This window comes from Pseudorhodobacter sp. MZDSW-24AT (genome assembly GCF_002794355.1).
Classification (GTDB): domain Bacteria; phylum Pseudomonadota; class Alphaproteobacteria; order Rhodobacterales; family Rhodobacteraceae; genus Pseudotabrizicola.
This window is the reverse complement of sequence record NZ_PGOI01000003.1, coordinates 181,868-199,331: the sequence shown is the minus strand read 5'-3', so window position 1 is coordinate 199,331 and position 17,464 is coordinate 181,868. Positions and strand designations below refer to the sequence as shown.

22 protein-coding genes are annotated in these 17,464 nt (G+C 63.4%); 13 read left to right on the top strand and 9 right to left on the bottom strand.

Annotation, left to right across the window (positions count from 1 at the left end):
* Positions 1–16: 16 nt before the first annotated feature.
* From ccmI to CUR21_RS04315, 3 genes are read left to right on the top strand one after another with little or no spacing between them, the layout of a single operon-like run.
* Complete coding sequence (gene ccmI, locus CUR21_RS04325) at positions 17–1,243, top strand: c-type cytochrome biogenesis protein CcmI (protein ID WP_100195788.1); 1,227 nt, start codon at positions 17–19, stop codon at positions 1,241–1,243.
* A complete protein-coding gene (gene ruvX, locus CUR21_RS04320; protein WP_100195787.1) occupies positions 1,240–1,725 on the top strand; it encodes a Holliday junction resolvase RuvX in 486 nt (161 codons plus the stop codon). Before ccmI ends, ruvX begins: the two co-directional genes overlap by 4 nt.
* Positions 1,722–1,952 (top strand): DUF1289 domain-containing protein, encoded by a 231-nt coding sequence (locus CUR21_RS04315; RefSeq protein WP_100195786.1) that lies wholly within the window; start codon positions 1,722–1,724, stop codon positions 1,950–1,952. Before ruvX ends, CUR21_RS04315 begins: the two co-directional genes overlap by 4 nt.
* Positions 1,953–2,013: 61 nt before the next feature.
* On the opposite strand, the gene CUR21_RS04310 is transcribed toward CUR21_RS04315, so the two are convergent.
* Positions 2,014–2,748, bottom strand: a complete 735-nt coding sequence (locus CUR21_RS04310; protein WP_100195785.1) for a hypothetical protein — start codon at positions 2,746–2,748, stop codon at positions 2,014–2,016.
* 9 nt (positions 2,749–2,757) lie between these two features.
* Positions 2,758–3,576, bottom strand: coding sequence for a sulfite exporter TauE/SafE family protein (locus CUR21_RS04305; protein ID WP_100195784.1), 819 nt, complete (start codon positions 3,574–3,576; stop codon positions 2,758–2,760).
* Between the two features lie 123 nt (positions 3,577–3,699).
* Here CUR21_RS04305 and CUR21_RS04300 point away from each other — a divergent pair, with 123 nt between their 5' ends.
* Entirely contained in the window at positions 3,700–4,887 is a 1,188-nt protein-coding gene (locus CUR21_RS04300; RefSeq protein WP_100195783.1) for a multidrug effflux MFS transporter, read from the top strand.
* On the opposite strand, the gene dusA is transcribed toward CUR21_RS04300, so the two are convergent.
* Positions 4,869–5,873 (bottom strand): tRNA dihydrouridine(20/20a) synthase DusA, encoded by a 1,005-nt coding sequence (gene dusA / locus CUR21_RS04295; protein WP_100195782.1) that lies wholly within the window; start codon positions 5,871–5,873, stop codon positions 4,869–4,871. The two genes, CUR21_RS04300 and dusA, sit on opposite strands and share 19 nt — an antisense overlap.
* A 266-nt stretch (positions 5,874–6,139) precedes the next feature.
* Between dusA and CUR21_RS04290 the strand changes: the two genes are divergently transcribed.
* Positions 6,140–7,150: an SDR family NAD(P)-dependent oxidoreductase gene (locus CUR21_RS04290; RefSeq protein ID WP_100195781.1), complete on the top strand. Its 1,011-nt coding sequence runs from the start codon at positions 6,140–6,142 to the stop codon at positions 7,148–7,150.
* 28 nt (positions 7,151–7,178) lie between these two features.
* Here CUR21_RS04290 and CUR21_RS04285 read toward each other — a convergent pair whose 3' ends face one another.
* The 5 genes from CUR21_RS04285 to CUR21_RS04265 form a co-directional block, all read right to left on the bottom strand.
* Entirely contained in the window at positions 7,179–7,478 is a 300-nt protein-coding gene (locus CUR21_RS04285; RefSeq protein ID WP_100195780.1) for an SH3 domain-containing protein, read from the bottom strand.
* Between the two features lie 184 nt (positions 7,479–7,662).
* A complete protein-coding gene (locus CUR21_RS04280; protein WP_100195779.1) occupies positions 7,663–8,451 on the bottom strand; it encodes a heme ABC transporter ATP-binding protein in 789 nt (262 codons plus the stop codon).
* Positions 8,451–9,503 (bottom strand): iron ABC transporter permease, encoded by a 1,053-nt coding sequence (locus CUR21_RS04275; RefSeq protein ID WP_100195778.1) that lies wholly within the window; start codon positions 9,501–9,503, stop codon positions 8,451–8,453. Before CUR21_RS04275 ends, CUR21_RS04280 begins: the two co-directional genes overlap by 1 nt.
* Positions 9,503–10,393 (bottom strand): hemin ABC transporter substrate-binding protein, encoded by an 891-nt coding sequence (locus CUR21_RS04270; RefSeq protein ID WP_100195777.1) that lies wholly within the window; start codon positions 10,391–10,393, stop codon positions 9,503–9,505. Before CUR21_RS04270 ends, CUR21_RS04275 begins: the two co-directional genes overlap by 1 nt.
* A complete protein-coding gene (locus CUR21_RS04265) occupies positions 10,390–11,430 on the bottom strand; it encodes a hemin-degrading factor (protein ID WP_100195776.1) in 1,041 nt (346 codons plus the stop codon). The genes CUR21_RS04270 and CUR21_RS04265 overlap by 4 nt, the downstream gene beginning before the upstream one ends.
* Before the next feature lie 191 nt (positions 11,431–11,621).
* Between CUR21_RS04265 and CUR21_RS04260 the strand changes: the two genes are divergently transcribed.
* The 8 genes from CUR21_RS04260 (at position 11,622) to CUR21_RS04225 (ending at position 16,971) form a co-directional block, all read left to right on the top strand.
* Positions 11,622–13,730: a TonB-dependent receptor domain-containing protein gene (locus CUR21_RS04260; RefSeq protein ID WP_100195775.1), complete on the top strand. Its 2,109-nt coding sequence runs from the start codon at positions 11,622–11,624 to the stop codon at positions 13,728–13,730.
* Positions 13,724–14,131 carry a hypothetical protein gene (locus CUR21_RS04255; protein WP_100195774.1) on the top strand — a complete coding sequence of 136 codons (408 nt, stop codon included), beginning with the start codon at positions 13,724–13,726 and terminating at the stop codon, positions 14,129–14,131. The genes CUR21_RS04260 and CUR21_RS04255 overlap by 7 nt, the downstream gene beginning before the upstream one ends.
* Complete coding sequence (locus CUR21_RS04250) at positions 14,128–14,799, top strand: MotA/TolQ/ExbB proton channel family protein (protein ID WP_100195773.1); 672 nt, start codon at positions 14,128–14,130, stop codon at positions 14,797–14,799. The genes CUR21_RS04255 and CUR21_RS04250 overlap by 4 nt, the downstream gene beginning before the upstream one ends.
* Positions 14,786–15,160 (top strand): biopolymer transporter ExbD, encoded by a 375-nt coding sequence (locus CUR21_RS04245; RefSeq protein WP_100195772.1) that lies wholly within the window; start codon positions 14,786–14,788, stop codon positions 15,158–15,160. The genes CUR21_RS04250 and CUR21_RS04245 overlap by 14 nt, the downstream gene beginning before the upstream one ends.
* Before the next feature lie 4 nt (positions 15,161–15,164).
* A complete protein-coding gene (locus CUR21_RS04240) occupies positions 15,165–15,551 on the top strand; it encodes a biopolymer transporter ExbD (RefSeq protein ID WP_100195771.1) in 387 nt (128 codons plus the stop codon).
* Positions 15,548–16,423, top strand: a complete 876-nt coding sequence (locus tag CUR21_RS04235; RefSeq protein ID WP_100195770.1) for a TonB family protein — start codon at positions 15,548–15,550, stop codon at positions 16,421–16,423. The genes CUR21_RS04240 and CUR21_RS04235 overlap by 4 nt, the downstream gene beginning before the upstream one ends.
* Before the next feature lie 102 nt (positions 16,424–16,525).
* Positions 16,526–16,693, top strand: coding sequence for a hemin uptake protein HemP (gene hemP, locus CUR21_RS04230; RefSeq protein WP_100195769.1), 168 nt, complete (start codon positions 16,526–16,528; stop codon positions 16,691–16,693).
* Between the two features lie 38 nt (positions 16,694–16,731).
* Entirely contained in the window at positions 16,732–16,971 is a 240-nt protein-coding gene (locus CUR21_RS04225; RefSeq protein ID WP_100195768.1) for a DUF1289 domain-containing protein, read from the top strand.
* A 12-nt stretch (positions 16,972–16,983) separates the two neighbouring features.
* On the opposite strand, the gene CUR21_RS04220 is transcribed toward CUR21_RS04225, so the two are convergent.
* Positions 16,984–17,454: a Dps family protein gene (locus tag CUR21_RS04220; RefSeq protein ID WP_100195767.1), complete on the bottom strand. Its 471-nt coding sequence runs from the start codon at positions 17,452–17,454 to the stop codon at positions 16,984–16,986.
* Between the last annotated feature and the right edge of the window lie 10 nt (positions 17,455–17,464).

Here is a 17,464-nt window from a genome sequence, read left to right as displayed (position 1 = left end):
ATGTGGGGGCGCGACAATGGCGGTATGGGGATTCTGGGCAGCTGCGGCCCTTCTGGTCGTGGGCATCGCCGCCACTTTGCTGCGCGCCATGGCACGCGCCCGCCAAGACAGCCGTGCCCCGGTCGACTTCGACCTTGCGGTCTACCGCGACCAGTTGAATGAGATCGAACGCGACATCGCCCGTGGCACCCTTCCCGCCGAAGAAGGCTCCCGGTTGCGGACAGAAATTCAGCGCCGCCTGCTCGATGCAGACCGCGCGTCCCGCGCGACGGCCCCGGTTTCGGTAGCAGGCGGCGGGCGCGGGATGGCCGCGCTGATCGCAGTGGTGCTGCTGGCAGGCGTCGGTGGCTACTGGCATCTCGGCGCCCCCGGCTATCCTGACTTGCCCTTGGCCCAGCGTCTGGCCATGTCCGAAGAGCTGCGCGCCAATCGCCCCTCACAGGCCGAAGCCGAAGCACAGGTGCCTCCTGCAACCGCGCGCGAGACTGTTGACCCGTCCTTTCTTGAGCTGATGGTTCAACTGCGCCAAGCGGTTCAAGACCGCCCGAATGATCTTCGCGGCCTAGAGCTTTTGGCGCGCAACGAGGCCGCGATGGGCAATTTGCAAGCAGCCTCTGTGGCGCAAGCCGCCATTCTTTCTCTCAAGGGTCAGGATGCCACCAGCGAAGACCACGCCGCACATGCCGAGTTGTTGATCATGGCCGCGGGCGGGTATGTCTCGCCTGAAGCTGAACAGGCGTTGGTCCGCGCTCTGGAGGCTGACCCGCGCAATGGCACCGCGCGTTACTATACCGGCACGATGTTCGCGCAGATCGGGCGCTTTGACCGCACCTTCATTCTTTGGAACCGCCTCCTGCAAGAGGGCCCGCCCGATGCGCCTTGGATTGCCCCGATCCGCGAACAGATCAGCGAAGTGGCCGCCCGTGCAGGCGTGAACTACACCCTTCCTTCCGCCCCGGGTCAACGCGGCCCAACCGGTGCCGATGTCGAGGCTGCCAGCGAAATGACGCCCGAGGAACGGCAGGCCATGGTGGAAGGCATGGTCGACCAGCTGGGCGCGCGCCTTGCCGCGGAAGGTGGCCCTGCAGAAGACTGGGCACGGCTTATCACCGCCTTGGCCCGGATTGGCCGGATGGATCAAGCCCGCGCCATCTATGCCGAAGCGCAGGAACGCTTTGCCGGGCGCACGGTCGAGCTTTCAGGTCTGCGCCAAGCAGCGGTCGAGGCAGGAGTGGCGGAATGATCCTGACCGATGTGACAGAATTCTTGGCCACTTTGCCCCCGCAAGGCGGCATTGCCGGGCTCGACCTCGGCGACAAGACCATTGGCGTCGCGCTGTCAGACCTGCGGCGGTCGGTGGCGACCCCCGTGGAAGTCATCCGCCGCGAGAAGTTCACACTGGATGCGCAACGCCTGCTGGCGCTGCTGGCGTCTCGCAACGCGGTCGGCATCATCCTCGGTCTGCCGCTCAACATGGACGGCTCCGAAGGGCCGCGCGTGCAATCCACGCGGGCTTTTGCCCGCAACCTCGAAAAGCTGACCGCCCTGCCGATCACCTTCTGGGACGAACGTCTTTCCACCGTCGCCGCCGAACGCGCACTGCTAGAGGCGGATACGTCGCGAAAGGGTCGCAAAGAGGTGATCGATAAGGTTGCCGCCAGCTATATTCTGCAAGGGGCGTTGGACCGCATGACATATATGGCAGCAAGGCAAGGCGATCTGTGACAGACGAGATCTGGAAACGCGATGAGGTCGAGTCGCCGTGCGTCAAGCTCTGCGTCGTCCATCCCGAAGCCCGGCTTTGCGTCGGTTGCCTGCGCAGCATTGACGAAATCACGCTCTGGTCACGCATGAGCCCCGAAGCACGCCGAAGCGTCATGGAAGACTTGCCCCGGCGCGCCCCTCTGATTGCAAAACGCCGCGGCGGCCGATCTGCCCGGGTTCAAGGATAGCATCGGCAGCACGCGGCGGTCTCGCGCCGGCTCAAGCCAGCGCGCGCCGCATCGCCTCGCCTCACGGCAACACGATCCAGTCTTCGACACACGACAACTGCGGTCGAAAATAAGCGATGATCCGGTCGCCCTGCGCAGCTCCCTCCCAAGGGGCCACGCCGTGCAGGGTCATCCGGTGAAGCAAGGTCGCTTCGCCAAGCCTCGCCGGCAGTTCGACGCGACGGCAGGTCTTGAAAACCTGCGACCGCGCAGATTGATACGCGACCGTGATGTCTACCTCTGCCCAACTCTGCGGCGGATATGGCGCGAGCGCTTCGCGCAAGGCGGCCGCCATGATCCGGTGACTGCCTTCCCACACCACCAAGGGTGCCGCTGGGATGTCCGTGAGCGGCAGCCCAAGAACCCAAGCGTGCGGCTCACGGATCATGCGGCGGCGGTCAGGCCCTACAGGCAACACACCATCCAGATGCGCCGCATCCCGTTGCTGACGAAAGGCGAAAGCCGCTGCGGTTTCTTCGGCAGAAGGTTGCGGATAGCCCGGGCGGATCACCGAGAGCTGCCCCCGGTGCAAAGGAAGCGGCGTCAGTGGCAAAGCGCACCAGGGAAACGCCACAGCTGCGACCTCGCCATCCTCAAGATTGGGCAGGGCATCGACTCCTACAAACCAAGTGCCACCACACCGCCAAGGCGTACCGCTCGCCACGATCGCGCGCTGTGCCACTGGCAGGGCCGCTGCTGCCCAAGCCTGAATGGCAGGATGCGGCCCGATCTTCTCCCATCCCCGGCTTGCGACCACTTTGCCCTCTCAATACCCCAGAACTTTTCGCAGCATGTTCAGCGCGACAAGCGTGATGAAGATTGCGAAAATACGCTTCAAGGGCTTGGGGTCCATCGCGTGGGCCAGCTTCACCCCCCACGGGGTAGAGATCATGGTCATCGCAAAGATCAGCGCAAAGGCCGGCATGTTGACGGCGCCCAAGGTGTAGGGCGGCGCACCCTCGACCGGAAGCAAAAGAAAGACCACAACCGAAGGCACGGCAATGGTCATCCCAAAACCTGATGCTGTCGCGACCGCGCGGTGGATCGGCGTGTTGTAAAGACTCATCAGCGGCACTCCGAAACTGCCGCCGCCAATCCCCATCAACACCGACAGAAAACCAACCATTCCACCAAACCCGGCGCGTTTTGCGCCTTTCGGCATCTCGGCCCCCAAGCGCCAGTCCGCCCGGCCAAAGGCCATGTAAAGTCCCACCGCAATGCCAAGGATACCAAAGATCGCCTGCAAGGTCGTCGACTTCAGCGCCGAAGCCGTGAAGACGCCGATAACCGCTCCGACGCCGATGTAGGGCGCCCATGTGCGCAAAATCTCCCAGTCCACCGCGCCACGCTTGTGATGCGCCATGACAGACCGCAGAGAGGTGACAACAATCGTGGCCAAAGACGTGGCAAGGCACACCTGCATCAGCTGCGGCCCGGCAAAGCCCAGGTATCCGAAGGCGTAGAAAAAGGCAGGAACAAGCACGATGCCGCCCCCAACGCCCAGAAGCCCGGCAATGACGCCCGCAAAGATGCCGATCACCGACAAGAGGCCGATCATCGGAAGAAGAAGGCTAAGATCTGGCATGCTCGCTCCTTTTGCACTCCGCACGTGATAGCGTGCCACAGAGGCGGCGGCCAGAGCAGGGTTACGCAGAGCAAGGGATCGGTGTAGGCACGTCGCATCCTTTCCCGCTGCGAGTCGCGCCTCATGTCATCTTCATTGCTTCGTCCCGCGCTCGTGTTGGGGCTTTTGTCTTGCGTCGGTCCTTTCGCCATCGACATGTATTTGCCGGCGATGCCGGATATTGGTGCAGGGCTCGGCACCAGCGTGGCCGCGATGCAAGGGACGATCACGGCCTATTTTCTCGCCTTTGGCGTTGCGCAATTGTTCTATGGTCCTTGGGCGGATCAGGCCGGGCGCAAACCGCCGCTTTATGCGGGGCTGGTGATCTTCTTGCTCGGCACCCTGATCTGCGCCTTGGCGCCCAGCATCGGCTGGCTGACGGCAGGTCGCTTTGTCCAAGGCTTGGGCGGGGCGGCCGTCATGGTGGTGCCGCGCGCCATTATCCGAGACATGGCAACAGGCCATCAGGCGACGCGCCTGATGGCCGCGATCATGCTGGTGATCTCGGTCTCGCCGATGCTGGCGCCTTTGGCAGGCGCTGGTGTCATGGCAATTGCTGATTGGCGTTGGATCTTTGGCGTGCTTGCCATCGCGGCAGGCCTTTCCTTGCTGATGATCCGCTTTGTGCTGATCGAAACCCTGCCCGAGACGCAGCGCCAGCGGTTTGATCTGGCCGACAGCCTGCGCGGTGCCAAGCGATTGCTGACGGATCGCAGTTTCATGGCCCTGACCTTTCTGGGCGGCTTTGCGATGGCCAGCTTTTTCGTGTTCATCGCGTCGGGGCCTTTCGTCTACACGCAGGCCTTTGGTCTGACACCGACCGGCTTCTCGCTGGCCTTTGCGGTGAATGCGATCGGTTTCTTCGCAGCCTCGCAGCTTGCCGCCGGCTTTGGTCAACGCTTTGGTGCCACACGCGTGGTCCGCATCGCCGTGCTTGGCTTCTTCGCCACCACGCTGTGCCTTGCGCTGATCGGCGTCATGGGCGCTGCCAGCTTGCCGGTCGTGATGACCGGACTGTTCATCGCCAATGCTTTTCTAGGCCTTGTGATCCCCACAGTCATGGTTCTGGCGTTGGAAGACCATGGCGATATCGCGGGGCTCGCCTCGTCACTTGGTGGAACACTACAGATGCTGGCCGGTGGTCTGATGATCGCGCTCACCGCCCCGTTCTTTGACGGGACCGCGCTGCCCATGCTGGCCGCCATCGCCGTTTGCGGCATCATCGCCTTGGCTCTGTCACGCTTTGTGCGCGGTCAGGCCGCCTCGACCTGAACCTGCGCCAAGGCCTGATCAAGCAGATCAAGCCCTGCCCCCTCGCGGGTGGCGCCTTCCGACAACACCCGCCGCCACCCACGCGCACCGGGCCGCCCCGCGAACAGCCCCAGCATATGCCGGGTGATCTGGTGCAGGCGTCCCCCTTGCTCGAGATGTGCCGCGATATAAGGCTTCATCGCGCGCACCACCGCATGCGCATCCGGCGCATGGTCATCGCCCCACAGCGCATCCGCGCCAATCAGCGTCCCTGCCGGGTCGTGGTAGGCCGCGCGCCCGATCATCACCCCATCTATCCCCCGCTCAAGCATCTCTTTCGCCTGCGGCAGAGTGGCCACACCGCCATTGATGCAAATGGTCAGATCGGGGAAAGCCTGCTTCATCCGAAACACCAGCGGGTAATCCAAAGGCGGGATCTCGCGGTTTTCCTTGGGCGACAGGCCCTGCAACCACGCCTTGCGGGCGTGGATGATAAAATGGCGCACGCCTGCGCGAGACACTTGGTCAATGAAATCAGGCAGCACCTCCTCGGGAACTTGGTCATCCACCCCTATACGGCACTTTACGGTTACCGGGACCGGCGATTCCGCCTGCATCGCGGCCACGCAGTCGGCCACCAGCGCCGGACGCTCCATCAGCACCGCGCCGAAACACCCGGATTGCACCCGGTCCGACGGGCAGCCAACATTCAGATTGATCTCGTCATAGCCCCAATCGCGCGCGATCCGCACCGCTTCTGCCAGTTCCGATGGCACCGAACCGCCCAGTTGCAGCGCCACAGGGTGCTCCACCACACTGTAATCCAGCAAACGCGGCCGAGCCCCGTGCAGGATGGCCGCCGCCGTGACCATCTCGGTATAAAGCATGGCGCGCCGCGTCATCAGACGATGAAAAACGCGACAGTGACGGTCCGTCCACTCCATCATTGGTGCCACCGAAAGCCGGTGCGCGTCCAATCTTTGGGCATTTGGCGAAGGATCAATCATTTGCACAGAGTCTCGCGAAAAAACAGAAAAGGTAACGGCTGTGGCACCCCACGGCGCGCCTCGTCTCACAGGGTGGCAAAGGCCTACCGGATAGCGCGCTTGATCTAGTGAAAATGTCAGCTCTGCCACGAATGTCCGCGACCTATACTGGCATCGCACTCAAACGTCCATCGGGCTCGCCGCGCCCGCGGGCTCTGGTGTGGCAAGTGTTTGCGCACTAGGATGCCACGAATTGTGAGACGACCCTTTTTTGGAGCCAGAATTTGATGAAAACCGCATTTGTGACAGGCGCTGCCGGCTTTATCGGCTTTCACTTGTCTCGCCTTCTGCTGGAAGAAGGCTGGACGGTGCATGGCTATGACGGCATGACGGATTACTACGACGTCGCCCTGAAAGAGCGCCGCATCGCCCTCCTGTCGAATTACCCGCAGTTTCACATGACCCGTGCCCTGCTCGAAGATGCGACAACGCTTTCCGAGCGTGTCAGAACCGCGCGCGCCGATATCATCGTGCATCTCGCCGCGCAGGCGGGCGTGCGCTACTCGATCGACAATCCCCGCGCCTATGTCGACGCCAATATCGTCGGCACCTTCAATGTGATGCAGGCAGCACTCGAAACCCGCCCGGCCCATCTTCTGATGGCCTCGACCAGTTCTGTCTATGGTGCCAACGCCGAGATGCCCTATGCCGAAACGCATAAGGCCGATACGCAGATGTCTTTCTATGCCGCAACCAAGAAGGCCAACGAAGCGATGGCCCATTCTTGGGCGCATATCCATGGACTTCCGATCACCATGTTCCGCTTCTTCACCGTTTACGGACCATGGGGCCGCCCCGATATGGCGCTGTTCAAATTCACCAAGGCCATCCTGAACGGCACCCCGATTGACGTGTACAATCACGGCAACATGTGGCGCGACTTCACCTTTGTTGATGATCTGGTGCGCGGCATCCGGCATCTGTTCGACGCCATTCCCGGCTCAGGCCCGGCGGTCGCAAACGACAGTCTCTCGCCCGTCGCGCCTTGGCGGGTGGTCAACATCGGCAATTCCGACAAGGTCCGGCTGGAAGATTTCATCGACGCGATCGAGGCGGCAACCGGGCGCAAGGCGATCCGCAATTACATGGACATGCAGCCCGGCGATGTTCCCGCCACTTGGGCGGATGCCAAGCTGCTGACCGCTTTGACAGGCGCGCGTCCCGGCACTGATTTTGTGGCGGGCGTGCAGTCCTTTGTGGATTGGTATGTCAACGACTACACCGCCCTGCCAGCCTGAACCCAAAGGCCTCAGGGCTTTGGCCCTTTTAGTTTTCCTTGAGATAGGCGCGCGAGACAAAACCTTTCAATCCGCGCGCCTGTTTCAAGGACACGCGGCACCAGCGGGTGCTGCCTGTTTGTTCGCAGCTGTGGACCCAGAACACCGTTCCATTCGGAAAGCCCGCGATCACCTTGTAACCGGTGCCAGGTCCCGCACGCATTTTCAGCATGTCGTCCGCCGCGACTGCCGTAACCTCATAATACCCCGCCCGCTCGGCATAGGCCGGGGCCGAGCCGCCAAACCCGGTCAAAGCTGCGGACAATGCGGCAAAGACCACTCTGCGCATCTGTTTCTCCTGTTGTTCTGCCTCGCTGCAGCTTTACCCGCCAAATCCCTTGCGCGGCAACCCGCCGAAAAACCCGCTCGGCTGGTCTTTGCCAGCGCGCGGCGCCTGTGCAGGGCGGCCCGTCTCCCGCGCCCCGCCGCGCAAGCGGAAGGGCAAACAGCGGACCTCCTATCCGCCAAAAGGCTTAGGTGCCCTGCCCTCCAACCGCTTGCGGCAAGGCGAACCAACCGCCGGCAGGCGGCAAGCAGCCCACCCGCAGGCGACACCCATAGGCACGCTCAAGCGCCTCATCGGTCAGCACTTGGGTCACGGACCCTTGGCCGGTCAGACGCCCCTGATCCATCAGCCAAACCCGATCCGCGACCATGGCCGTCAGGTTCAGGTCATGCAGAACGCTCACCACGCCGCCGCCCCGCTCGGCAAAACCGCGCATCAGCCCGATCACATCCAGCTGATGCGCGATGTCAAGGCTGGCCACCGGCTCGTCCAGAAACAACCAGCGCGGCACGCCGTCGACCACCGGCTCCCAGACCTGGACCAGCACCCGGGCCAGTTGCACCCGCGCCTGTTGGCCTCCGGAAAGCTCCTGATACAGACGGGCAGCAAATCCCAGCATATCCACCGCCGCCAAGGCACGCGCCACAAGATCGCCACGGTCGGCATGGACGGCGGCAGTCAGACCCAACCGCACGACCTCGGCGACGGTAAAGGGAAAGGCCAAGGCGGAAGCCTGCGGCAACACCCCGCGCAGCGCTGCCAGTTCCCATGCTTGCAATTCCGAACAATCGCGACCGTTCAGCCGGACCCGCCCCCGAAAGCCGACATCGCCCGTCAAGGCGCGCAGCAGTGTTGTCTTGCCCGAGCCATTGGGGCCCACGATGACCGTCACCTCACCCGCGTGCGCTTCGGCGGTAATCCCGTGCAAGACGGCGGCCTTGCCAAGAACCACGCGTATATCTTCCGCGACCAGCATCACAGATCCACCACTCCACGTCGGCGCAGCAAAATCCACAAGAACACCGGGGCCCCCAAGGTTGCGGTCACAATGCCAATCGGCAACTCCGCGGGCGCGATGATGCTGCGCGCGATCAGATCCGCCAGCAGCAACAAGATCGCCCCCGCCAAACCGGCGTTGATCAGCAAGAAGCGATGGTCCGGCCCGGTCGCCAGTCGGAGCAGATGCGGCACGACAATTCCGATAAAGCCGATCCCTCCCGCCACCGCCACAGCCGCACCGGTGGCGGCCGCCACGGTCAGGATGGCAACCGTTTTCACACGCTGAACCGGCAGACCGATGTGATGTGCCGCCGCTTCTCCCAAGGCCAAACCGTTGAGCCCCCGGGCCAGAAAGGGTGCGGCCACCAGCGCCAAGATCATCACCGGACCTGCCGCCATCAGCTTGGGCCAGCTGGCGCCACCCAGACTGCCCAAGCCCCAGAAGGTCAGATCGCGCAATTGGCGGTCATCGGCGATGTAGACCAGCACCCCCGTGACGGCACCCGCCAAAGCGCCCAGCGCAATGCCCGCCAGCAGCATCGTCGCCACAGAGGTTCGCCCAGAGCGCGTTGCCACACGGTAGAGCAGCAACGTCGACAGCCATCCCCCCAGAAACGCAGCCACCGGCACCAGATGATAGCCCAGCGCCGCGCCAAGCCAAAGCGGCGCCATCCCCCCCAAAACGATGGCAAGAACAGCGCCCAGCCCGGCCCCTGCTCCCACGCCCACCAGCCCCGGATCGGCCAGCGGGTTGCGGAACAGACCCTGCATCACCGCCCCCGCCATCGCCAAGGAAGCACCCACCAGAATGCCCGTCAGCATGCGCGGAAGCCGGATTTCCCACAGGATCAGCCGGTCGCGCGCAGGCATCGCATCACCCAAGGTCAAAGACCACAAAGAAACGCCGGATGCGCCATGCGACAGGCTCATGAGCATGGTCACCGCCAAGGCAACGGCGAGAGCGCAACAGGTCAGGCGCGCCTGATGATCCCTCCCCCCTTCCAAGCGGGGACAATCCAGCGCGACCATCAACCTTTCTCCTCGACTGCCGCACGCAAAGCCGCGTTCAACTCAAGCGCCGCTGCCCCGGTGCGCGGACCAAAGCCCAAAAGATACAGTCCATCCATGCGGATCACCAGCCCTGCTTGGCCCGCAGGCGTCAGCGCCAGCGCCGGTTGCGCGACCAATTCACTGGCTTCGACCTCCAGATCTCCGCCGCGATCCATCGCCAGAATCACATCCGGTGCCGCCGCGATGGCCGCCTCATCCGTCAAGGGTTTGTAGCCCGACAGGCCCTCCACCGCATTGACCCCGCCCGCCAGACCGATCATCGCGGCGGCAGAGGTATCGTCGCCCGCCGCAAGAATACGCCCCCCTTGAAGCGAGAGGACAAACAGCACGCGTGGACGCGCAGGCATCGATGCGGCCGCTGCCGCGGCAGCGTCGAAATCGGCGCTCGTTTTCTCGGCCAGCGCCGCTCCCGCTTCGGGCACCCCCAAGGCCTCGGCCGTGGCAGCGATCTTGGCCAGCACATCTGCCGGGGTAAGGGCTTGAGGCAGCGTCACCATCGGCACCCCGGCATGGGTCAGGATTTCAATGGTCTCCGGCGGGCCTGCATCATGTTCCGCCAGAATAAGGTCTGGGTCCATCGCGATCAGGTTCTCGGGCGAGAGTTGCCGCACATATCCCACATCAGGCAAGGCGAGCACCGCCTCGGGATAGCTCGACGTGGTGTCGCGTGCGATCAGCCGGTCGCCTTGCCCCAAGGCATAGACAATCTCTGCCGCCGATCCGCCTGCCGCCACCACACGCTGAGGCCCCTCCTCCGCGCGCGCACTGGTCGCCACTGAGGCCACCAACAAAATAGCGGTCAAGCTCGCGTGAAAGCGTCCGACCGTCAAAAGCGAGCGTCCGGTCATGCCATCACCTCGGCCAGCAGGGTTTCGGTCAGCCGGTCCCAGCCGCGCGTGTCGGTATCGGCCTCGGCGCGTTTGCCAAACATCTGCAGGATCAGCCGCCCTTCGGCATCAAAGGCCTCGATCGAAATGGCTGGCCCACGCTTCGTGGGTTTGACCACACGCCAGACCTCGGCGATGTGATCGACTCGCAGATGCAGATTGAAGCGCGGGTCCAGCACATTCTGCCATGGCCCCATCGGTGCGATGCGCTGAACCGGGCCGGAATGAATCTGGATGCAGCCGTCATTCCCGACAAAGATCATGATCTTCAACGCCTCGGCAGCAGACTGCTCCAGCGCGCGTGAGACCGCATCCACGGGCAAACGCTGCGCATACTCCGGCCCCACAGCACGGTTTGCGCCCAGACGGTTCATCTTCAACTTGCGCACCATCGCCAGAAACTGATGTGTGTCGGACATCTGCGCCCATTCGCTGCGCAGCGCCCAGATCTTGTCCTCAACGATGCGGGGGCCATCCACTTCGGCGCGGGGAGCAATCTGGAAGGCGGCATCTACCGGCAGCGCAAGGTCTGCCACTGCGCAGTCAAAGGCAGCCACATCGGAGTCTGGCCCCAGATGCACCTTGTGCACCGCATCTCCTGCGGCATCGAAGACCTGAAGGCTGCGCTTCACGCCCTGATCGGTTTCACGCGCCACAGCAAAGCCATGCACCCAATGGCGCGGGAAGATGCGCAGGTCGATCTCTTCGCCCAGAACCATCGCGGCATGGGGCCCGGCATGAAAGCCAAGATAGCTTCCGCGCCGTTCATGCACTGCACTCTCGTTGCGGGTCAGCGCCATCACATCCCCCATCTTGCCGACATGCGGGATCAGCCTTGCCGGATCCGCGATGATCCGGGTCACTGCGGCCCCCACTTCGGCGGCAAGCAGATGCGCCTCAGATATGCCAATCACGGCAGCCAGATCACGCTCGCGGTGTTTGGGGTGGGTGGCACGCGCCTCGGCAATGCGGGCGGAAAGGTCGGGTGAAAGCAGCATGACGGCATCCTTTGACATGGGAGAGACGCATGTCTGGCGAGGGCTTGGCCCCACAGCTGGATGGCGCGTGGCAATACTTGACGAATTTGCTCAGGCAATCTAGAAGCCGTCGTCAACGGGGTCAAGAGCCGATCCCGCCGGGTGCCAGCGTTCCGCCAGCCGACCATTATCGTCGCGACCGAGGGGACAGCATGTATCCAATTTTCCAAAGGCCTACGGCCATTCCGGGCCTTGCCCGCCTTCTGACAACCGCCGCCGTCATTGCGATTGCCGCACCTGTTTCCGCGCAGGAAAGCAACGGCACGTTTCTGGGCCGTCTGATTCTCGGGGCGGGGCAACAGAAGGTGGCCATCGACACCCCGCAGGCGGTGACCGCCGTCGAGCAGGAAGACATCGACCGCGAACAGCCCGCGACCATCAGCCAGATGTTCCGAAACGTGCCCGGTGTGCAGACCGCGGGTTCGGACCGGCCCTTGGGAACAGCCTTCAACATTCGTGGCATCGGCACCACCGAGCAGACCGCCAGCGAGGCGCGCATCATCGTCAACGTCGACGGTGTGCCCAAATTCTATGAACAATATCGTCTTGGGTCCTTCTTCACAGAACCCGAGCTTTACAAGCGGGTCGAGGTGCTGCGCGGTCCCGGTTCGGCGGTGCTTTATGGCTCTGGCGCCATCGGCGGTACCGTGAACTTTGAAACCAAGGACGCAGGCGATTTCATTCCCGAAGGCAAGACCGGGGCTGCGCGGCTGAAACTCGGCTATGACAGCAATGGCGATGGCATGATGGGCTCCGCCATCCTCGCCCTGCGCACCGCGCCGGGAGCCGAGTTCCTTGCTGCCTTGGGCTATCGCTCATCGAATGATTACAAGGATGGCGCAGGAAACACCCTGCGCGGCACGGGCGGCTCTGCACCTTCGACTTTGGTAAAGGGGACCTATCGTCTCGGCGAGACGCAAACGTTGCGGCTGTCGGCACAGCGGTTTGAAAGCGATGACGACAATGCCACCCTGTCGCAAACCGGCGGCGGCAATGTCATCGCGGACACTTTTGGCATCGTCCAGCGCGACACGACCGACACGACGGTCAGCGCAGAGTGGCAGGCCACAACCGATGTGGCTTGGTTGAACCCAAAGGTTCAATTGGCGTGGTCTGACACCAGCGTCACCCAGCGCAACGCCCGCACCCTTGCCGGAACGCCGCAAACCTGCCTTCCCACAGCGTCCAACCTGAACGTGTTCTGCGACGTCGACTATGCCTATCGCACCGCGCTGCTCAAGGTCGAGAATACCGCAACACTGCAGGGCGCAGGCTGGGAAAACTTCCTGACCTTCGGATTTCAAGCCACCAACCAGCGCCGCGTGGCCGACAGCGCGGGTCCCTTGGGCTTTCACCCCGAAGGCACCGACCGCAAGATCGGCGTCTATGCGCAGTCAGAACTCATGCTGGGCGATCGTCTGACCTTGATCGGGGGCGCGCGCATTGATTTTGGCAACCGCGAACAAGGGACAGACGTGCCTGCGGCGACCGAAGTCAAGGATGAGGCCGTCGCCCTGACCTTTGCAGCACTCTACAAACTCACAGATGATCTGTCGGTTTTCGGTTCGCTTGCGCGCACGGAGCGACTGCCTACGCTGGATGAATTGTATTCTTGGTCTGCCACCAAAGATCCGGCGCTGGCACTGGAAAAGGAAACCGCCACCAACGTGGAACTGGGCCTCGCTTGGTCGCGCGGCGGAATCTTTGCGGCGGATGACAGCCTGCAAATCAAAGCGACGGTGTTTCACAACCGCATTGACGATCTGATCACCACCACCGCGACAACAGATACCGTCTTCCACCGCAATCTGGCGCGGGCGCGCTTCCAAGGGGCTGAAATCGAAGCGGGATATGAGGCCGAACGTGTCTTCGGTCGCCTTGCCTATTCGCGCGTGTCGGGCAAGGACCGTGATTTTGGCTACACCATCGCCACCACGCCCGCCGACTCGCTCGCGCTGACCTTGGGCGGCCGCCTGCCCGATCAAAACATCGAATACGGGTGGCGCGGCACCTTCGTCGACGGCATCACCACCGCCACCCGCAGCACAGCCACTGGCGTGATCACCCCCACAGAATACGCCGGCTACGCGACGCATGATCTGTTTCTCTCGTTCAAACCCCAATCGGGCGCGCTCAATGGGTTTGATGTCCAATTCGCCGTCGAAAACGTCTTCGACCGCGATTACCGCAACAACCTCTCGGCGGATCGGGGCCGCGGCCGCACCGTCAAGGTCAGCTTGGCAAAGGCAATAACATGGTAAGGCACGGAATGTGCGCGGTGGTGGCTTTCGCCATCACCGCAGGCGCAGCGCAAGCACAAGATCTTCAGATCGCGCTGAACACGGTAGAGGCGCAGCCCGAGGCCTGTCGCCTCACCTTTGTCGCAGACAACGGCACTGGCATCGACATCTCGCGATTGGTGGTTGAAGCCGTGATGTTCACCACAGCTGGCCAAGTGGCGCAGTTCACCTTGTTCGACTTTGCGGCCCTCCCGATCGGGCGGCAGCGCGTGCGGCAGTTTGATGTGGCGGGCCTCGCTTGTCCCGATCTGGGTCAGGTTCTGCTGAACGGTGTGGCCACCTGTGACGGCGCCGATCCCGCCGTCTGTGCCGCCGCACTGAAACCCGCAAGCTCCGTTGACGGCATTGAGGTGGCAGGATGATCCATCTGATCGAAGCACGAGACGCCCTGCGCGGGCTGATCGAATTGGGCGGCGCCGTGGTCGCGCTGATCTTGGCGCTTTCCGTTCTGGCCGGAGCGGTGGTGCTGTGGAAGCTCTGGCAGTTCCGCGCCGCAGGGGTCGGCCGCCATGCGGGGCTGGAAGCGGCCATCGCCGCCCATGACGCGGGCCAGACCCCCCGCGCAAGGGGCATCGCCGAGTCCGCACAAAGCCATCTCGCCCCCCTTCTGGCCGAGGCGTTGCGCGCGAACACAACCGAGACGCGCGACCGCCTCTACACGCTGGCGGAAACGCGGCTTTCACGGCTCGAGCAAGGGTTTCGCCTTCTAGATACCGTGGCGCAGACAGCGCCGCTTCTGGGCCTGTTCGGCACTGTTCTTGGCATGATCGATGCTTTCCGCGCGATGCAGGGCGCCGGCACCTCGGTCGATCCGTCCGTCTTGGCGGGCGGCATCTGGGTGGCGCTGATGACCACGGCGGCCGGTCTTGCCGTGGCGATGCCTGTGTCTGCCCTGTTGGCATGGCTTGAATCGCGCATGGCCGCCGAAAGGCGTATGGCGGGAACCGTGATCGAGGCGGCCCTTTGCCCCGGCATGTCTCCCCCCGCAGCGGCGCGCGCCGAAAAGGATCATGTGCATGCCCCGGCTTAACACGCCCCGGCGGCGCAGGGCGCTGTCGATGACCTCGCTGATCGACGTGATCTTCCTCCTGCTGCTGTTTTTCATGCTTTCGTCCACCTTCACCCGCTTTGGCGATCTGCCGCTCACCACGGCGACGGGCGGAGCCGCGGTCGCGTCCGAAGCGCCACTCTTCCTGCGACTGACCGAAGAAACGCTGATGCTTGATACCGAAGCCGTCGATCTGGCAAGCCTCCCCACCGTGCTTGCCGCCCGCGCGCCTGCGCGTGTGGTGCTTGCGCCGAGCACCGAAGTGTCATCGCAACGGCTTGTCGATGTGCTGGCGCTGCTGCTCGATCTGCCAGATATCACCCTGCGCGTGATCGGGGGCTGAAGGGATGCGCCTTGCCCCGCCCCCCCGCCGAAAGGCAGAGCCAACGATCACGCTGATCAACGTGGTCTTCCTGATGCTCATCTTTTTCTTGGTGGCAGGTCAGGTCGCTGCCCCCGTCGACCGCGATATCCGGTTGATCGACGCACAGTCCGTCGCCACACGCGCGCCCGATGATGCTTTGGCCGTGCGGGCTGACGGCAGCACTTTGTGGCGCAATGAAGCGACGTCTCCCGAAACCTTTGCGCGCGCACGGCTTGCCGAGGGCGCCGACGTGCTGCGGCTGGTTCCGGCACGCGATCTGCCCGCGCGCGATTTGCTGCGCATTGCCACTGCCTTGCGCCAAGCTGGCGCCGCTGAAGTGCGCCTTGTGACGGAACGGACGACCCCATGAAACTCCGCCTCCCCTTTGTCGTCTTCCTTGGCATCTCTGGCGCGCTGCACGCCGCAGGCGCCATCGCCATTGCCCCCCGCTCTGACAGCATGGCCATCGAAGGCGGCGGCAGTGCGAGCCTCGGCCTGTTGGGCGAGTCTTTTGAAGATATGGCCCAAGGGGCGCGGCCTGTTGCGCCCGCACCAACCGCTGCGGTAGCGCCTGCGGTCCCCGTCGCGGCCGCTCCGCCCATTGCCGCGCTGTCGGCAAGCCCAGCGCCTCGTCCGGACCTGCCCGCGTCTGACAGCGCCGATCTGAGCCTGTCGTCATCGCCGCACCCCAGCCCTCCCGTCGCCCCCCCAGTCGCCGATGCTGTGGTCGCGCCTGTCCCAACTCCCGCGCTCGCCGCCGCCCAAGATGCACAGGTTCACGCGCCGGAAACCTCCATGCGCCCGCGTCAACGCGCGGAAAAGCCAGTGGAGCAACCGCAAAGGGCCGATGCGCGCCCGGCAGCCCCCGCCGGGAACGCCGACCGCAACGCGCGCAAGGGCAGCCAAAGCGGGCAGGAAACCGCCTCAGCGACGGCGGCATCCCAAGGCAGCGGCGCGCAAAGCGCCGAAGCGGGCACTGCGGCACGGTCAAGCTATCCGGGGTTGGTACTGCGCAAGATCGAACGGACCCGCAAACCCAGCGTCTCCGCACGCGGCTCGGTGGTCGTGGCCTTCCATGTCGCGCCATCCGGCGCTTTGGCCTCGGCACAAGTCACACGGTCTTCTGGCGATCCCTCCTTGGAACGCGCGGCACTCGATCACATCCGCAGGGCTGCGCCGTTCCCGCCCCCGCCCTCTGGCGCGGACACCCGCTTCAGCTTCGAGTTTGTGGGCAGACGTTGACACGAAACCCAAATGAAAAACTCGGAATTGACATTTCCGAGTAAAACAATCAGTTATCAAAATCATCCTCTCGCCCCGCAACCCACGACAGGCCTCTCGCAGATGCAAGACATCCCCGCTCCGACCGCCTTGCCACTGAACGCGACGCAGGCGCCCGTCCATCAGGCGCTGTCACTGACCAAAGGGGGCACAGTCGCGCATATCACGCTTGAGGGGCAGTTGTATGTGCTGCGCATCACCAAGGGCGGCAAGCTGATCCTTACCAAGTAACCCCAGCGAAACGGGCAACGTCGCCCAGCAAGGACCCCATGAGCAAACTCCCCTCTCCCTGTATCAGCGTCTGCAAATTTAAGCGCGAAGGCCATTGTATCGGCTGCTCGATGACGAAAGATCAGAAAGACCTGTTCAAAAAGATCAAAAAGGAAAAGCACCAGCGCGCCTTTATCGACATGCTGGTGCATCAACAAAATGACATGGGGCGCTACCGTCATTGGGCCCCCGCCTATGAGAAGCGCTGCGAAAAGCGCGATGTGAAAAGCCCGCTCTAGGCGGGCCTTTGCTCAGCGCAGATGCGCGCGCAGCATCCAAGCGAATTTCTCATGCGTCTGTCCGCGAGAAATCGCCAGATCTTGGGTCAGCAGGTCACCGTTTTCCTCGGCCACTGCGGCAATCCCCGCCATGGTCGCGGCGAGTGTTTCTTGTGCGGTCAATAGCGCAGCAATCATCTCTTCGGCCTTGGCGTGGCCATCATGCTCCGCCACCTTCGAGCGTTTGAGCATGGCAGAAAGCTGGCCCTCGGCGTGGCCATCCAGCGCCTTGATCCGCTCGGCCAGATCGTCCTGCGCGACGAAGTGATCTTCGTAGATCGTCTGGAACAGAGCGTGCAGCGTGCCAAAGCCCATCCCGGTTACATTCCAATGGAAATTCTGCGCCAACATGGTGGCGACGGCCGTTTCGGCAACGCCTTGGTTAAGCGCTTCGCACACGGCTTCGCGTGCGGATGGGCTGATTTGGGCTGAAGCTTGCGCCATGCCTGACCTC

What these genes read in the sequence shown, in the direction of transcription:
- ccmI (WP_100195788.1), top strand. Translation starts at nt 17, where the DNA reads ATGGCGGTATGGGGATTCTGGGCAGCTGCGGCCCTTCTGGTCGTGGGC.
- ruvX (WP_100195787.1), top strand. Translation starts at nt 1,240, where the DNA reads ATGATCCTGACCGATGTGACAGAATTCTTGGCCACTTTGCCCCCGCAA.
- CUR21_RS04305 (WP_100195784.1), bottom strand. Translation starts at nt 3,576, where the DNA reads ATGCCAGATCTTAGCCTTCTTCTTCCGATGATCGGCCTCTTGTCGGTG.
- CUR21_RS04300 (WP_100195783.1), top strand. Translation starts at nt 3,700, where the DNA reads ATGTCATCTTCATTGCTTCGTCCCGCGCTCGTGTTGGGGCTTTTGTCT.
- dusA (WP_100195782.1), bottom strand. Translation starts at nt 5,873, where the DNA reads ATGATTGATCCTTCGCCAAATGCCCAAAGATTGGACGCGCACCGGCTT.
- CUR21_RS04290 (WP_100195781.1), top strand. Translation starts at nt 6,140, where the DNA reads ATGAAAACCGCATTTGTGACAGGCGCTGCCGGCTTTATCGGCTTTCAC.
- CUR21_RS04285 (WP_100195780.1), bottom strand. Translation starts at nt 7,478, where the DNA reads ATGCGCAGAGTGGTCTTTGCCGCATTGTCCGCAGCTTTGACCGGGTTT.
- CUR21_RS04280 (WP_100195779.1), bottom strand. Translation starts at nt 8,451, where the DNA reads ATGCTGGTCGCGGAAGATATACGCGTGGTTCTTGGCAAGGCCGCCGTC.
- CUR21_RS04275 (WP_100195778.1), bottom strand. Translation starts at nt 9,503, where the DNA reads ATGGTCGCGCTGGATTGTCCCCGCTTGGAAGGGGGGAGGGATCATCAG.
- CUR21_RS04270 (WP_100195777.1), bottom strand. Translation starts at nt 10,393, where the DNA reads ATGACCGGACGCTCGCTTTTGACGGTCGGACGCTTTCACGCGAGCTTG.
- CUR21_RS04265 (WP_100195776.1), bottom strand. Translation starts at nt 11,430, where the DNA reads ATGCTGCTTTCACCCGACCTTTCCGCCCGCATTGCCGAGGCGCGTGCC.
- CUR21_RS04260 (WP_100195775.1), top strand. Translation starts at nt 11,622, where the DNA reads ATGTATCCAATTTTCCAAAGGCCTACGGCCATTCCGGGCCTTGCCCGC.
- CUR21_RS04255 (WP_100195774.1), top strand. Translation starts at nt 13,724, where the DNA reads ATGGTAAGGCACGGAATGTGCGCGGTGGTGGCTTTCGCCATCACCGCA.
- CUR21_RS04250 (WP_100195773.1), top strand. Translation starts at nt 14,128, where the DNA reads ATGATCCATCTGATCGAAGCACGAGACGCCCTGCGCGGGCTGATCGAA.
- CUR21_RS04245 (WP_100195772.1), top strand. Translation starts at nt 14,786, where the DNA reads ATGCCCCGGCTTAACACGCCCCGGCGGCGCAGGGCGCTGTCGATGACC.
- CUR21_RS04240 (WP_100195771.1), top strand. Translation starts at nt 15,165, where the DNA reads ATGCGCCTTGCCCCGCCCCCCCGCCGAAAGGCAGAGCCAACGATCACG.
- CUR21_RS04235 (WP_100195770.1), top strand. Translation starts at nt 15,548, where the DNA reads ATGAAACTCCGCCTCCCCTTTGTCGTCTTCCTTGGCATCTCTGGCGCG.
- hemP (WP_100195769.1), top strand. Translation starts at nt 16,526, where the DNA reads ATGCAAGACATCCCCGCTCCGACCGCCTTGCCACTGAACGCGACGCAG.
- CUR21_RS04225 (WP_100195768.1), top strand. Translation starts at nt 16,732, where the DNA reads ATGAGCAAACTCCCCTCTCCCTGTATCAGCGTCTGCAAATTTAAGCGC.
- CUR21_RS04220 (WP_100195767.1), bottom strand. Translation starts at nt 17,454, where the DNA reads ATGGCGCAAGCTTCAGCCCAAATCAGCCCATCCGCACGCGAAGCCGTG.